The organism is Lactiplantibacillus sp. YT640 (assembly GCF_049745435.1).
Taxonomy (GTDB): domain Bacteria; phylum Bacillota; class Bacilli; order Lactobacillales; family Lactobacillaceae; genus Lactiplantibacillus; species Lactiplantibacillus plantarum.
This window is the reverse complement of the sequence record NZ_JBMNVY010000001.1, coordinates 267525-282495: the sequence shown is the minus strand read 5'-3', so window position 1 is coordinate 282495 and position 14971 is coordinate 267525. Positions and strand designations below refer to the sequence as shown.

Sequence of the window (14971 nt, the reverse complement as noted above, 5' to 3'; positions counted from 1 at the left end):
TAAGCTTGATCATAGGAGGAAAACGATGGGACGATTAACAGTAAATTTAGCCGGTGTCACGTTCAAAAATCCGGTTATGCCGGCTAGTGGTACGGCGGCATATGGTCAACAGATGGCTCAACAGTTAGACCTGAGTGCGCTGGGGGGCTTGGTCATCAAGTCGACCACCGCCGAACCGAAAGCGGGCAACCCACGACCAACGACCGCGGAAACAACCGCGGGGTGGCTCAATGCAATTGGACTCAAAAATCCCGGAATTGACAATGTGCTGGCCGATAAATTACCGTGGTTAGCGACTCATTATCCGGATTTACCGATTATTGGGAGTGTCGCGGGGGCGAGCTTTGATGAATACGTGGCAGTCGCACGAAAAATGGCGTCGGCACCTAACGTCAAATTATTGGAAATCAATATTTCATGTCCAAACGTCGACCATGGCGGCCTAGCATTTGGAACTGATCCAGCGACGGTAACGGCGTTGACTAAGGCGATTGTTGCCGCGGTCGATAAACCAGTTTTCATGAAGCTGACCCCGAATGTCACTGATATTGTCCCAATTGCACTCGCTGCCGAAGCTGGTGGAGCGGCTGGACTGACGATGATTAACACGTTAACGGGTATGGGCATCGATTTAGCCACACGTCAACCGATCTTAGCGCATGGTACGGGCGGTTTATCTGGAAAAGCCATTCATCCACTTGCTGTTCGGATGATCCATGACGTGCGTCAACATACCAAGTTGCCGATTATTGGCGTTGGTGGCGTGTTCACGCCGGCTGATGTGTTGGAATTTTACCTGGCTGGTGCAAATGCTGTTCAAGTTGGGGCCGCAACGTATGGTCACCCGACTGCTTGTACAGACATTATTGCTGGATTACCGGCGGCGATGGATCAGTACGGGATCACCAGCTTGCAAGCGTTGATTCAGGAGGTCCAAGGATGAAGCGACCAATTATCATTGCGTTAGATTTTCCCACCGCCGAACGGGCCTTAGCTTTTTTAGACCAATTTCCGGCTGATTTACATGTCACTGTCAAAATCGGCATGGAGTTATTTTATGCAGCGGGACCGAGTATTGTGACGGACGTGCAAGCTCGCGGCCATGCGGTTTTCTTAGATTTGAAACTACATGATATTCCCAATACCGTCGAATCCGCAATGCGGGTGATCGGGCGGTTAGGGGTAACCTATACAACGGTTCATGCTGCGGGTGGGCACGTGATGCTTTCAGCCGCCAAACGAGGATTGGTCGCGGGTGCAATGGCCGCTGGAGTCACTGCCCCCAAGTTATTAGCGATTACGCAGTTAACTTCGACTAATCAAGCTATTTTGAATCAGGACCAGCAAATCATGGGAACGATTCGGGCGAGTGTCGTGCATTATGCCAAACTAGCACGGGCGAGTGACTGTGATGGCGTCATTTGTTCCGCCCAAGAAGTTCAGGCGATTCATACGGCCGTCGGTGCCGATTTTCTCGGAATTACGCCGGGAATTCGGCCAGCGTCGGCGCAGTCAGATGACCAGCAACGGGTGATGACACCGGCTGCCGCTGCTAAGGCTGGGAGCAACGGTCTCGTCATCGGGCGGCCAATTACGCAGGCTGCAGAACCAGTTCAAGCTTACCGAGACATTATGACAGAATGGAGTAACTAATATGAGTGAAATTGCAGCAACTATCGCCACTGATTTGTTGACGATTAAAGCCGTTACACTACGACCAAACGACCCGTTCACCTGGGCCAGTGGCATTAAAAGTCCAATTTATACGGACAATCGGCTGACGATTTCTTATCCGGCGGTCCGTCAGCATATCGCGCACGGAATCGCCGCCATCATCAAGCGTGAATACCCGGCGACCGAAGTGATTGCGGGGGTCGCAACGGCTGGCATTCCCCATGCAGCCTGGGTGGCGGAATTGTTAAATCTACCATTGATCTACGTTCGTGCTAAACCCAAGGATCACGGTGCTGGACGCCAAATCGAAGGGGTGTTAAAGCCCGGTCAAAAAGTTGTCATGCTGGATGATCTGATTTCGACGGGTGGCAGTGTGTTACAGGCGGCCAAGGCCGTTCAAGCAGCAGGTGGCGATATTCAGGCTGTTGGGGCAATCTTCAGTTATGCCTTGGATGCGGCAACGCAAAATTTTGCCGTTGTGTCATTACCGCTGTTCAGTTTGTCCAACTATCCTGAACTAATCAAAGTTGCTCGCCAAGCAGATTACATTGATGACGAGGAATTAGCTTCGCTGCATACGTGGCGTCAGGACCCAGAACACTGGGGAGTGACTGATTAGGATTACGCGCCATAAATGGCTGGCATATTTAAAATAGTCATGAAAATTAAGCTGGATTATCCAGATGATTTTCATGACTATTTTAGTTACCGGCTCGTGCTAATATTAACCTGTGACAGATTGTTAAGACAAGATAAAGAAATGAGGGAATATTCGATGTTAGCAATTTTAGTTGGCTTAGCAATCGGGATTGGGTTACCAATGCAAACGAGTATTAATTCGCGATTGCGCAATTCAGTGGGATCTCCATTTGGTGCCTCCCTAATATCTTTTGCTGTGGGGACGTTGTTTTTGGCGATAATGACACTAATTGATGTCCATACTTTAGGATTTTCGACGACGTTATTTACGAGTCAACCGGTTTGGATTTGGCTGGGTGGGCTGTTGGGGGTCGTCTACTTAACTGGCAATATCTTGTTGTTTCCGAAGCTGGGTAGTGTTCAAACCGTTATTATGCCCGTGCTTGGTCAAATTTTGGCCGGGCTATTGATTGATAATTTTGGTTGGTTCGACTCACCCCAAAGTACATTGACGATGACCCGATTTTTGGGTGCAATTTTAGTCTTGGCGGGAGTCATCATCACCGTTGCGGCTCAGGGGTGGCTCGAACAGCGGCATAATCGAATCACTGAAACAGCGGAAAAAGATACAGCTACTGACACTGACACTGACCAAAGTGGCCTTGGAATTTGGCGTGCACTAGGTGTGGTTGCCGGAATGCTCAGTGCGATGCAAACTGCGGTCAATGGGCACCTAGGTCGGGTGCTTGGCTCCACAGTGCACGCGGCATTTGTTTCTTTTTTAGTTGGTACTCTGGGGCTGATCGTCATCGTGTTAGTCTTGCGACCTCAATTCAAATTGATTAGGCCAACTAAGACGCCTAATCCTTGGTGGATGTGGATTGGTGGCATGATTGGCGCGCTGTATGTTTTGGGTAATGTTTACTTGGTTCCGGTCGTTGGCACTGGTTTAGCGGTCGTCATTGTTTTAGTCGGACTGATGGCCGGTAGTTTAATGATTGACCAATTTGGCTGGTTTGCTTCAAAAAAGAACCCAATTTCGGGGGTCCAGTTGATGGGCTTGCTCGTCATGATTGTGGGGGTTGTGCTAATTCGCGTCTTTTAAGCACTCTGAGGATTGGCGAGTGTCACCGGGTGATCGGTAAGGTGTTTTGAGGTCGAGACTTGCAGCCGGATGAATAAGCGACCGTGCGAGTTGACCACATTAAGCCGTGACCACGTTCGTTAAAGCTTCTAAAATTTCAAATCAGGATGACAAAACGGTACTGGATGCCGGGCACGATAAGCCATTATAAATCCGACGCACATCTGGCAGCAGTGGCCGTCAACGTTGAGAATTAAGACGTGCAGCACACGGGTCGCCTGGCTGAATAACGTGGTATTTAATGGACGCGATAATAAACATCTAACTTACGGGTTAGGTGTTTTTTTAGCCGGTTAAATATGCGATAATGAGACTAACTTAATGAGAACGTTTGTTCAGTTCAGAGGAGGAATTAGTGGTGAGCTTACAATTTGTATTGGGACCAGCCAAGATGGACCATCGCCGTACCATGGTGGCGCAGTTAGTGGCAACCTTGATGGCTAAGCCACAAGATCAGTTTTTTTATTTGGTACCGAACCATATTAAGTTCGATACTGAAGTTGACGTGTTGAACCGCTTGGCACAGGCATTTGGGCAACCAGATTTGTATGCCCAGACTCAGGTTCAGGTCTTTTCATTTACCCGTCTTGCTTGGTACTTGATGAAGAACGAAGCAGCTTATCAAGTACCACGACTCTCCGCTGCTGGGATTGACATGCTATTATATCGCATTCTACAACGACATGCCGATGAGCTGCGATTGTTTGGTGGTGAAATCTCGCAAACGGGTTTTGTGACTCAACTAGCTCGTGAAATTAATGAGTTACAGACCGCTAATTTGCAACCAGAAGATGTGGTTCAATTGGCAGCGAATGCTCAGGCGGGTGACTTGCAGGCTAAGCTACATGATCTGGCGATCGTTTACAAAGACTTCGTGGCGGCGACTGCAGATAAGTATCTTAAGCCCGCTGATATTCTCGTTCAATTGAATGCTTACTTACGGCGTCAAGACTTGCACGGAACGCACGTTTATGTGGAACTCGCTGGCTTTGCCCAATTACCGGCCCAGGAACAGGGAATCGTCACGACTATGCTGGAACAGGGCGCGGACGTGACAATCAGTTTGATGCTCGATCACAAAGTCGTTGACCGGGCGCCAGAAAATGGCACGCTGTTTTATCAATCTGGTCGGCTTTATTATCGGCTTTATCAGTATGCCCGTATTCGTCAGATTCCGGTTAGCCAAGATATTTATGCTGAAACGCCGCGCGTGGCTCCCGGCTTAGTGGCTCTCGATGATTTTTGGCGTGGTCAGCCCCAAGCGGCTACCGGTTACGAGGAGCCGAATACGAATGTGCATTTATTCCGGACCGATAGTCGACAGACCGAATTGGCACAAGTTGGCCGCATGATTCGGGCAATGGTCGCGAAAAAACATGCCGATCCCGCCGACGATTATCATTATCGGGACTTCTTGATCATGACACGGCACTTAGATGCCTACCAAACGATGTTAGCGCCGACTTTTCATGAATTAGAAATACCATACTTTGTTGATTTACAGCGTTCAATGGCCGACCATCCGTTAGTTGAGTTGATTAACGCGTTGTTTGATATCGACGCACAGCAGTATCAATATCGTGATGTTATGCGAGTGTTGAAAACCGAGCTGTTGATGCCAAATATCAATGGGCAACCGATGGATCGGCAAGCCTACCGCCAAGCAGTAGATCTGACCGAAAACTTTATCCTTAAAAGTGGTTATCACGGCCAGCGGTGGGTACAAAGGGAAGATTGGCAATACTTTCAATTAACCGAGGGTGATGCCGGGGTCGAGACGGACCAAAATGCTGAAATTTCGCGACAAATCAACTTGATTCATCACTTTGTTGCTGAAACGTTACCACCGTTTTTTAAAAAAATGCGGCAAGCACCGGATGGCAAAGCGGCCGTGACATTGCTGGTCAACTTTTTGACAAGCCAGGGCGTTACGGACCAGCTATTAGCTTGGCGTGATCAAGCCTTGGATCGCCAAGATGTCCGGGCAGCTGCCGAGCCTGAGCAGACCTGGCAAACTTTCTGTGGGATGCTAGATGAATACGTGACGATTTTAGGTGCAGAGCCATTTGAAATTACGGACTTTTTGGCACTATTACAAGCGGGCTTTGAAGGTGCTAGTTACTCGCAAATTCCGTCGACGTTGGACCAGGTGTTAATTTCAGAGAGCGGAATGGTTCAAAGTCAGGACCATAAAGTTGTCTTCATGGTTGGGGCAACCGATTTAGTGATGCCTGACCGGATTATGACGAACAACTTATTGAGTGATGTGGATAAAGAAAATTTGCAACCAACGCTCAGTTCGTTAGATGGTGACCACTATTTAAATGATTCAGCTGTCGTTCAGCTCGGTGATGAAAGTTGTCTGAATTATTTGGCCTTTTTAAGTGCCCGTCGACACTTGTTTTTCAGCGCCCCGTTAAAAGATGATCAAGAAACAGATTTAAATTGGTCCAACTATGTGCGGCGAATTCAACGCCAGTTCAATTTGCGAGAACATACTTATCTTGGGACGCCTGATCCGACTAATGCCGATGCGCGGCCATTTGTTGGGACTAAGCGCCGGACGATTAGTCATGTGATTCAGGTTTACCGCGATGTGTTAACGACGAATACTGACCGTAATCGTGTTGGCGCACCATTACAACCTGCTCCGGTGTGGGTGTGGTTACGGCAACAATTGACGCGTGACCCCCAATTCGGTGAGCTAGCACGTCAATTGATGGCTGGATTAAGCTATCGCAATCAACCTGTCAAGCTGACACCAGCCAGCGTTGAGGCTTTGTATGGGCATCAAATTTATACGTCAATTTCAAAACTAGAAGAATTTTATCGTAATCAGTACGCTTATTTCTTGAAATATGGGCTCAAACTGCGTGAGCGTGATGTGTTCGAGTTATCAGCTGCTAGTACTGGGGAGTTTTTCCACGCTGTCTTAGATGGGCTCATCAAGGCGTTACGGTCTGATCAAATCCCATTGGCCCAAGCCAGTGATCAGCAGTTAGGACAGTATTTAGAGACTGTGACCCGTCAAATATTAGATCAACCACAGTTTACAATTTTGACGAGTTCTAACCGGATGGCTTACTTGCAACGGCAGTTAATCAACACAGTCCGGCAGATTGCATTTGCGATTCGCAATCAAAGTAAACTGTCAGCCGCTGAACCGAAGCAAACCGAGGTCTTATTTGGTAACGTTGGCAAGGAACACGGATTAAAAGCGCTCGATTTTCAAATTGATGCAACGCATAGTGTGCACGTGCGGGGGAAGATTGACCGTCTCGACCAAATTCAAATGGCAGATCAAAGTTACCTGGGAATCGTCGATTATAAGTCATCCCAACATAAATTTGATTTTCAAGAGGCTTACTATGGTCTCGCAATGCAAATGTTAACTTATTTGGACGCTGTGCTGCATAACGAGCAAGCTTTAGTCGGTTCTGATCAAGCTGCGGTTAAATTAGCTGGCGCACTTTACATGCACATTCAAAATCCAACTCTGAAACCAAAAGATATTCAGGGCGGTTTTGAAGCAGCACTCCTAAAGAAGAACAAGTATAAGGGAATTTTGCTCGATGATCCGCAGTTATTGGAACATTTAGATAGCGAACTACAACAAGGTAACGGGACCTCGAAAGTTTACCCATTCGCACGTAAAAAGGACGGGGCGTATAGTGGGGGGCGTGCAGCTTCACTGGTGACGAATGACCAGTTGGAACGATTATTACAGCATAATAGTCAATTGATTATTGCAGCTGCTGAAGCGATTTTCGCTGGAGAAATTCAACTAAATCCAATTCGGCTGAACGATAAGACAACTGCTTTACAGTATTCGCCGTATCTATCAATTATGCAGTTTGATGCAATGTTGGCAGAAAATGCTTATCGGGATCTACCGCCATTATCAGCCAAACAGGTTCTTGATTTACTGAAGACACAGAAAGGTGGAGAAAACCATGAGTGAGGGTACAAACTATACACCTAGCCAGCAAGCTGTTATCGCACAGCAGGGAAATAACTTGTTAGTTTCAGCTTCGGCTGGTTCTGGAAAGACGACCGTATTGATCGAACGTATTATGCGCAAGATATTGGCCGGCACGAATATTGACCAGTTACTCGTGGTGACGTTTACAAACTTAGCTGCCAAGCATATGAAACAAAAGCTGGAATCGCAAATCAATAAGCGAATATCACAGTTAATGACGGACAATCCGGCGCAAACCACGGCGTCACCAGCGATTCGGCAATTACGGCAGCAATTAAATTTGCTCGGGGTAGCCAACATTAGTACGTTGGATGCTTTTTGTCTCCGCGTGATTCAGCGTTATTACTACGTTATTGATTTGGATCCTGTTTTTCGCCTATTGACGGACAACACTGAGGGGTTACTCATTCGTGATCAGGTTTGGGACAGTGTTCGTGAACAATTATATGATGAAGATGGTACGTTATTTGACTTATTAACAGCGAATTTTTCTAATGATCGAAGTGATGATGGTCTCAGTCGATTGATTTTTCGGTTATTTGATTTTGCCCAGTCGACCCCGGATCCGGAAGGCTGGCTGAGCAAGTTACCGGAACCTTATCAGGTGGATGAGGAAGCGTTAACGGCCAGTGCCTTTTATCAACAACAATTATTACCATTGCTCATTAATGAAGTCGATGGGATGCAAATGAAATTACGACAGGCACAAAAAGTTGCGACGGATGCTGACTTAGTCCCGAAAACGCTTGAGGTACTCGCTACAGCACAAAAAACGCTGACGACGCTCCGTGAACAATTGGCAACGGCAAGTTGGAATGAGTTACGTACTCAAGTCGCTACTTTCAAGATTGGAGCTCTCAAAAAAACTTATAAGGACGAGCCGGAGAAGACTGCGCGGGCCAAAACTATGGGCACATTTGTGGACGGTGTCAAGAAACAAATGACCACCCTTAGCGAGACCTATTTTGCGGCCGATGAGCAGCAAGTCTTAGATATTATGGTAGGGGCAAAGTCAATTGTGACTGAGCTAGTGGATGCGACCAAGCAGTTTAAGACGGCTTTTGCAGCTGAAAAACGGCGGCGACACGTCCTGGACTTTTCGGATTTGGAACACCTAACGTTGCAAATCTTAACGAGTGACAATGAAAGTGGTCAGGCAGCTTTGGCGCAGTTACGGGCCCAATTTGAAGAAGTTATGGTTGATGAATATCAAGATATTAACTCTTTGCAAGAAAGTATTTTGCAGCTGTTGGCGCGCGACCAGCCAGGAAATATGTTCATGGTGGGAGACGTCAAACAGTCGATTTACCAGTTCCGATTAGCTGATCCGTTATTGTTTTTGCACAAGTATCACGATTTTGGGACGAATCCCGAACACGGGGAACGAATCGTATTAGCTGAAAACTTCCGGTCGGTGGCGAATGTCGATCATTTGACTAACCTAATCTTTAGTCAGCTGATGGACGCGCCGGTCGGGCAAATTGATTATGATGAAGCGGCTTACCTCAAGTATGGGCCCAAGGATTATCCGGCCGATATGCCACAAACGACGAATCTATTACTTTACCAGACGGAAACTGACAAGTCGACAGAAGATGTCTCCACGGATGAAACCAATTTTTCAATTGATGATCCTGCCGTTGGGAGTATCACGATGGTCGCCCAAAAGATTTTGGCACTTAAGGCCCAAGATAAGCCAATCTATGAACGTGCTAATGGGGAATACCGGCCGTTTCGTTACAGCGACGTGGCGTTACTAGTACCAACACGTAATCATAATTTAACAATTATTGATGTTTTCAAACGGTATCACATTCCCGTTGTGGTCAATGATGCCCAGAATTATTTTCAAACCACTGAGATTCGAATCATGATGGCACTACTCAGTATTATCGATAATCCATATCAAGATATTCCGTTAGTGGCGGTTCTACGCTCGCCAATTGTCGGATTAGACGAAAATCAATTAGTTTATTTGCGTATCCAGAATAAAACGAGTGATTATTTTCAAGCCGTCCAGGACTTTTATCATCATTATCCGACTGGTCCGGCGACTGAATATGGTGATCAAGTTTATGCTAAGATCGAGACCTTCTTGACACAATTGACTGAATTTCGAGATCTGGCACGACGTAATCAAATCGTAACCCTGATTTGGCAAATCTATGAACGAACTGGCTTTTTAGACTACGTTGGCGGCATGCCGGCTGGTAAACAGCGTCAGGCTAATCTCCACGCTTTATATGAACGTGCTTATACGTATGAACAGGGCAGTTTTAAGGGCTTATTTCAGTTCGTTCGTTTTATTCGCCGGATGCAGGAAAAGGATCAGGACTTGGCAGCTGCCGTGGCCGAGACTGATGCGGAAGCGGTCAACGTAATGACGATTCATGGTAGCAAGGGGCTTGAATACCCTGTGATTTTCGTGATGGATATGGATAAGCAGTTCAATCAGACTGATACGCGCTCGAGCGCGCTATTGGACCGAGAAGCGGGGATTGGGATTACTTATTTGGACCCAGAAACGCGTGTGAAGTACCCGACCTTGCCACAAGTTGTGACTAAGCAGGTAGTCAGCAAGAAGATGCGCGCTGAAGAGATGCGGAAACTATATGTCGCGATGACGCGAGCTCAACAACAGCTCTATTTGGTTGGAACAATCAAGGATATTGATACCGCGACCGAAAAATGGCGGCAGGCCTTTGCTAGCGACGGGCGCGTTTTGAGTGCTCAGGCACGAATTGCTGCGACTAATCAATTAGATTGGGTCGGTATGGCCGTGATACGGCATCCGGCCATGAAGGCATATTGGGGAGATGAATGGCCCAATTACGAATTGACGGATGATCCGACCAAGCTAGCCGTTGAATTGGGAGATGCCACCACCGTCCTGGCGGAGCAAAGTGAAGCGGTAACGGATACTCAACCTGATGCGCTTGAACTAGTTGAACAGCAAGTCACCATCGATGTTGATCAAGTAACGCGTGATTATCTGACCACGTTACTGAATTTTCATTATCCACACCAGGCTTCCACGACGACGACGGCATATCAATCGGTATCAGAAGTGAAACGAATCTTTGAAGATCCGGATACTCCGCTGATGAATGCGAACCCGACTGTTAGTCAGCGGCGTTCACGACCGACATCCCGGTTTGTGACAGGGTCACTGGAGTTACCACAATTTTTACAAACTATGCAGGCGCCAACCAGTGCGGAAGTTGGGAGTGCGACCCACTTAGTTTTAGAACAACTTGATTTGACCAAACCGGTCAATGAAACGACGGTTCAAAGTACGATTGATGGGTTAGTGGCTAACCGGGTCTTAACGACCAATGTCGCGAAATTGATTGCAGTTGACACCATCGTGGCTTTTTACCAGAGTGCGCTGGGCAGTCAAATTTTGGATAATCCGGCGAAGGTGCACCGCGAAGTGCCATTCTCGTTACTGATTCCAGCACGTCAGATTTTCGATGTTGATGAACATGAGACGGGAAAAGTCCTGATTCATGGAATTATTGACGGCTATTTAGAAACGGCTGATGGGTTAACCTTGTTTGATTATAAGACGGACCACGTCAAGCGGCCTGAAGAATTGAAGACGCGCTACGCTGGTCAAGTTAAACTATATGCAGCAGCGCTAGCGTCGATGTATCCAGGAAAGGTGACTAAACAGTATTTGTACTCACTGCCACAACAGGTGTTTGTGCCAGTTAATTAAGTTTGGCTGTCAGGTGGTGTTTACAAAATTGGAAAAAGCACGTCAGAATAATCTGGCGTGCTTTTTGTTGAGTTTGGTCTTAATTAAAGCGTTTGTCATGTTTAAAGCCAAATGCCGCGTGGCTGACAAATATTAGGATAGTAGTAACTGATAAGCATTCCGTTGATCGTTGTTGTCATGATTCATGTAGACGATACCACGGTATTCGAAGCCAGCTTTGGTAATAATGTGTTGCATTCGCTTGTTTAACAAGTGCGTATCAATTCGGAGTTGACGAAAGCCGAGTTGGTAACTCATGGTAATGAGATTGCTAAAGTAAAAGTCAGTCAGATGTTGTCCGTGGTAACCATTGGCAATAGCAATACGGTGAATCGAGGCATAGCGGTGGTTCTCAGTAGGCGCCCAGCTGCCATCATAAATAATAGCGTAATTGGGGTCAGGTGTTGTTAGCAGTGCAGCCGTCCCAGCAATCTGATCATCGACAATGAGTACCCAGGCAATTCTAGCATCAATGTCAGCCTGAATATCAGCAGCTAACGGGTAACCATCTTGCCATTGGGGAATCTGATCGGCAGCCAAGGCGTGTTTGCCCTGTTCGATAATAGCCATCATGGCTGGTAAGTCAGCACTAGTAGCTTGACGAATATATTTTGACATGAATTATCACTACTCTCGTTTAGATGCTCATATTATAAGCCAATTTTGTAAACTGGACAAATCAGGAACAGAATGATACTTTTTTGTCCTGGTAAGCTTTATAATGAAACTTAACTAAAGGACAGGAGTGACCCAGATGAAAATCTTTGTGATTGGTGCCCATGGGCAGATTGGTAAGAAAATCGTTTCCAAGTTAGTTGCCCAAGGTGACCAAGTGTACGCGGGTATTCGCCAACCAGAACAGGCTGAGGCTTTCGAGGATGCTGGTGCGCAGCCAGTACAATTCAATTTGATGGCTCAGCCTGAAGATTTAGCGTTGGCTTTTAATGGTATGGATGCCATTGTTTTTGCAGCCGGATCAGGTGGTCAAACGGGTTATGATATGACTTTAATGATTGACTTGGATGGGGCTGTCAAATCAATGGTCGCAGCCAAAATTGCCGGCGTTAAACGCTACGTAATTATTAGTGCTGAATTTACACCGGATCGGAGTCGTTGGCCACGAGCATTACAACCGTACTACGTGGCAAAGTATTATGCTGACGAATGGTTAAAAAACAGAACCCAATTGGATTACACCATTTTACAACCAGGTACGCTGATCAATGATGCCGGTACTGGCAAAGTAACCGTTAACCCTGACGTTGGCGGTGAGATTACGCGTGATGATGTCGCAACTTTTACAGTTCAAACGCTACACACCCCTGCAACGGTCGGTAAAACCATTGCGTTGATCAATGGCGATACCCCAATCTCAAAGGCTGTTCAACAAGCTTAATCTGAGGTTGAGACGGGTTAGCGACCATGATAGGTTACTAAAACTTGTCTGTTTAATGACCTGCATTTGGCGACCTAACTTGACGTACAGTCGTTATAAAATCCACCGTGTGAGCTTATCATATTGATAAACTTACACGGTGGATTTTTAGGTGCTGGTTAGTATGCGTGCCAATCGACGGATTGAAAAGCAGCGGTCAGTCGTTGGATCAGGTCGGCTTGGGTTGGACTAAACGTCATTGAGTGGCGGTACGCAACGCCGACATTGAACGTGGGCGCTTGCGCGTCAGTTAGGGGGAGCCGCTGTAATCCCGCCGGTAATTGGACGGCGTTACTCAATAAGGCAATGCCCACATGCTGACGAACCATGTTTAAGATACTGCCGATTTCGTTGGATTCAAAGACAATCGTTGGCCGAACATGATTTTGATGACTGAGTTGACGAAACGCCTGGCGGTGGACAAAGTTATCTTTGAGCGCCACAAAATGCTGATGACGCAACGATCTGAACTGAAGTTGTGAGTTGGTTGCTAGCGGATCGTCAGTTGGTACAACAATACTAAATGACTGGGTGTCAAACGTCGTGAGTTGAATGGTCGTATCCGTGAATTCATTGAGGTAAGCAAGTACGGCTAAGTCTAATTGTCCGTTTTTTAATCCTTTGAGCGCCGCGAGTGAACCTTGACTGATAGGTTGAATCTGGCTGAATAAAGCCTGTGGTAATTGACTTGCAATCCGGGGAAAGTAGTTGATTTCAATGATTGGCGGCATCCCGATAACAAGTTGATCGGTTGTGGTGTGGGCAACTTCTTGGCACATCAGTTGGTGCTCTAATAGGATCTGATTGGCGTGTCGTTGGACTTGAATCCCGGTCGTGGTGAGTGCTACGGGTAAGTGGGGATTAGCCCGAATTAGTAATTGTGTTTTCAGTTCGGTCTCCAAGCGCCGAATAGCAGCCGAAATGGTCGGTTGACTAACGTGAAATTGGGCTGCAACTAATGAAAAATTTTTCAGCTGAGTTAACGAAACATAATATTGCAAATCTTTAATATTCATCTTAAAGTCCTTATTTAATTGATGCTTAATTGTTAGTATTATGATTTGTTATTATAACATGGTTATTTGACTATGGTAATCGTTGTGGCTATTGTAGGGCTATTAAGAGAGAAGGGAACGTTGTACATGTTTACGTTCGGAGAGTTAATCGTTATTTTAGTCGTTGTTGGGATTGTTGCGGGTATCGTTAGCACTGCAGCGGGGTTAGCGTCGCTGGTTTCGTACCCGGTCCTACTGGCGCTGGGACTGCCGCCCGTTACGGCTAATGTCACTAACACCGTGGGTTTAGTCTTTACTAGCTTTGGAGCCGTGCCGGCCTCACGCCGGGAACTACGGGGGCATGGTCAGGAATTGAAGACGCTCATCCCGCTGACTTTAGTTGGGAGTATTGTTGGGGCAATTCTGTTATTTATTATCCCGGCAGCGACCTTTGCGAAGGTCGTCCCATTTTTTATTTTGATTGCGGGAATTTTAGTGCTGATTCCTCGTCATATTCATATTAAACAGCCCGGTGAAATTGTTGTGACACCTAAATGGATGACGGCTTTAGCTTGGTTGGGCATCTTTTTAGTCGGGGCTTATACGGGGTATTTTGGTGCTGCGGGTGGTGTCTTGATGTTGTCGATCCTGTCTTTCACGAGTGCCGCACCATTCGTCGTCTATAATGCTCAGAAAAATCTGGCGTTGGGATTAGCCAATATTGTTTCAGCCGTCGTTTATGGCTTGCAAACGCCAATTCAGTGGCGCTATGTACTACCCTTAGGCATTGGTTTTCTGATTGGTGGTAGCCTAGGACCACGAATTGTACGCCACTTACCTGCCAGATTACTTAAAATTGTGATTGGAATCGGGGCATTGGGACTGGCGGCCAGTTTGTTCAAATCGGCTTATGGATTGTGAGTGAAAATGAAGTTAGTGGGGACAAACTCAATAGCAATGTTAAGGCTGGTAAACTTACTTACGTTACTGTCTTGAAATTAAGTCATCGAGTCTAAATCAGCGTTTGGGCTGATGCTATCAGGCAAAACTGCAGGTAACCTGAAATGGGGAGGGCTTGACCCGGTTGGCTGATCCCTGATGATGAAACAAAAAAGACTTTCAAGCCGTGCCTTGAAAGTCTTTTTTGATTATCCCAATGAGAACTTTAATCGTGATGGCGTGAACGTGTCCCTAAAAAGTAAGCACCAACGGCTAACAGAATCAGTAAGCTGATAATGCCCAAGCCGCCACCCATCCACATAAAGGGCATACCGCCAGTAAAAGCCCAACCGCACATCATGGTCACCACTTTCCTAATTATTTTAGGTTCAGTATACGCGCT

The 14971-nt window shown here is 46.7% G+C and carries 11 protein-coding genes; 8 read left to right on the top strand and 3 right to left on the bottom strand.

The genetic code is table 11. The features are described 5' to 3' along the window. Window positions 1-25: 25 nt before the first annotated feature. The 6 genes from ACOV1R_RS01335 to addA all read left to right on the top strand — a co-directional run bounded on the left by ACOV1R_RS01335 (window position 26) and on the right by addA (window position 11160). Window positions 26-943 carry a dihydroorotate dehydrogenase gene (locus tag ACOV1R_RS01335; RefSeq protein ID WP_003645881.1) on the top strand — a complete coding sequence of 306 codons (918 nt, stop codon included), beginning with the start codon at window positions 26-28 and terminating at the stop codon, window positions 941-943. After that, entirely contained in the window at window positions 940-1653 is a 714-nt protein-coding gene (pyrF, locus tag ACOV1R_RS01330; protein WP_003645882.1) for an orotidine-5'-phosphate decarboxylase, read from the top strand. The genes ACOV1R_RS01335 and pyrF overlap by 4 nt, the downstream gene beginning before the upstream one ends. A 1-nt stretch (window position 1654) precedes the next feature. Beyond that, a complete protein-coding gene (gene pyrE / locus ACOV1R_RS01325; protein WP_015380724.1) occupies window positions 1655-2293 on the top strand; it encodes an orotate phosphoribosyltransferase in 639 nt (212 codons plus the stop codon). Between the two features lie 15 nt (window positions 2294-2308). Beyond that, a complete protein-coding gene (locus ACOV1R_RS01320) occupies window positions 2309-3418 on the top strand; it encodes a DMT family transporter (RefSeq protein WP_011101884.1) in 1110 nt (369 codons plus the stop codon). Window positions 3419-3815: 397 nt separating this feature from the next. Continuing rightward, entirely contained in the window at window positions 3816-7418 is a 3603-nt protein-coding gene (locus ACOV1R_RS01315; protein WP_097558153.1) for a PD-(D/E)XK nuclease family protein, read from the top strand. Continuing rightward, on the top strand, window positions 7411-11160 hold the full coding sequence (addA, locus tag ACOV1R_RS01310) for a helicase-exonuclease AddAB subunit AddA (RefSeq protein ID WP_015825811.1): 3750 nt from the start codon (window positions 7411-7413) through the stop codon (window positions 11158-11160). Before ACOV1R_RS01315 ends, addA begins: the two co-directional genes overlap by 8 nt. A 132-nt stretch (window positions 11161-11292) precedes the next feature. Here the strand turns inward: addA and ACOV1R_RS01305 are convergent, their stop codons facing one another. Continuing rightward, window positions 11293-11817 carry a GNAT family N-acetyltransferase gene (locus ACOV1R_RS01305; RefSeq protein ID WP_003642615.1) on the bottom strand — a complete coding sequence of 175 codons (525 nt, stop codon included), beginning with the start codon at window positions 11815-11817 and terminating at the stop codon, window positions 11293-11295. 136 nt (window positions 11818-11953) lie between these two features. Between ACOV1R_RS01305 and ACOV1R_RS01300 the strand changes: the two genes are divergently transcribed. Further along, window positions 11954-12595 carry an SDR family oxidoreductase gene (locus ACOV1R_RS01300; protein ID WP_003642616.1) on the top strand — a complete coding sequence of 214 codons (642 nt, stop codon included), beginning with the start codon at window positions 11954-11956 and terminating at the stop codon, window positions 12593-12595. A gap of 158 nt (window positions 12596-12753) precedes the next feature. Here the strand turns inward: ACOV1R_RS01300 and ACOV1R_RS01295 are convergent, their stop codons facing one another. Then, on the bottom strand, window positions 12754-13650 hold the full coding sequence (locus tag ACOV1R_RS01295) for a LysR family transcriptional regulator (RefSeq protein WP_003642617.1): 897 nt from the start codon (window positions 13648-13650) through the stop codon (window positions 12754-12756). Window positions 13651-13776: 126 nt separating this feature from the next. Between ACOV1R_RS01295 and ACOV1R_RS01290 the strand changes: the two genes are divergently transcribed. After that, window positions 13777-14550 (top strand): sulfite exporter TauE/SafE family protein, encoded by a 774-nt coding sequence (locus tag ACOV1R_RS01290; protein ID WP_003644715.1) that lies wholly within the window; start codon window positions 13777-13779, stop codon window positions 14548-14550. A gap of 244 nt (window positions 14551-14794) precedes the next feature. Here the strand turns inward: ACOV1R_RS01290 and ACOV1R_RS01285 are convergent, their stop codons facing one another. Next, window positions 14795-14929, bottom strand: coding sequence for a hypothetical protein (locus ACOV1R_RS01285; protein ID WP_003645890.1), 135 nt, complete (start codon window positions 14927-14929; stop codon window positions 14795-14797). Window positions 14930-14971 lie beyond the last annotated feature (42 nt).

Excerpts from the sequence above, each read along its gene's own strand:
- ACOV1R_RS01320 (WP_011101884.1), top strand. The coding sequence starts at position 2,309 with ATGGCTGGCATATTTAAAATAGTCATGAAAATTAAGCTGGATTATCCA.
- ACOV1R_RS01285 (WP_003645890.1), bottom strand. The coding sequence starts at position 14,929 with ATGATGTGCGGTTGGGCTTTTACTGGCGGTATGCCCTTTATGTGGATG.
- ACOV1R_RS01300 (WP_003642616.1), top strand. The coding sequence starts at position 11,954 with ATGAAAATCTTTGTGATTGGTGCCCATGGGCAGATTGGTAAGAAAATC.
- ACOV1R_RS01335 (WP_003645881.1), top strand. The coding sequence starts at position 26 with ATGGGACGATTAACAGTAAATTTAGCCGGTGTCACGTTCAAAAATCCG.
- ACOV1R_RS01305 (WP_003642615.1), bottom strand. The coding sequence starts at position 11,817 with ATGTCAAAATATATTCGTCAAGCTACTAGTGCTGACTTACCAGCCATG.
- addA (WP_015825811.1), top strand. The coding sequence starts at position 7,411 with ATGAGTGAGGGTACAAACTATACACCTAGCCAGCAAGCTGTTATCGCA.
- pyrE (WP_015380724.1), top strand. The coding sequence starts at position 1,655 with ATGAGTGAAATTGCAGCAACTATCGCCACTGATTTGTTGACGATTAAA.
- pyrF (WP_003645882.1), top strand. The coding sequence starts at position 940 with ATGAAGCGACCAATTATCATTGCGTTAGATTTTCCCACCGCCGAACGG.
- ACOV1R_RS01295 (WP_003642617.1), bottom strand. The coding sequence starts at position 13,650 with ATGAATATTAAAGATTTGCAATATTATGTTTCGTTAACTCAGCTGAAA.
- ACOV1R_RS01290 (WP_003644715.1), top strand. The coding sequence starts at position 13,777 with ATGTTTACGTTCGGAGAGTTAATCGTTATTTTAGTCGTTGTTGGGATT.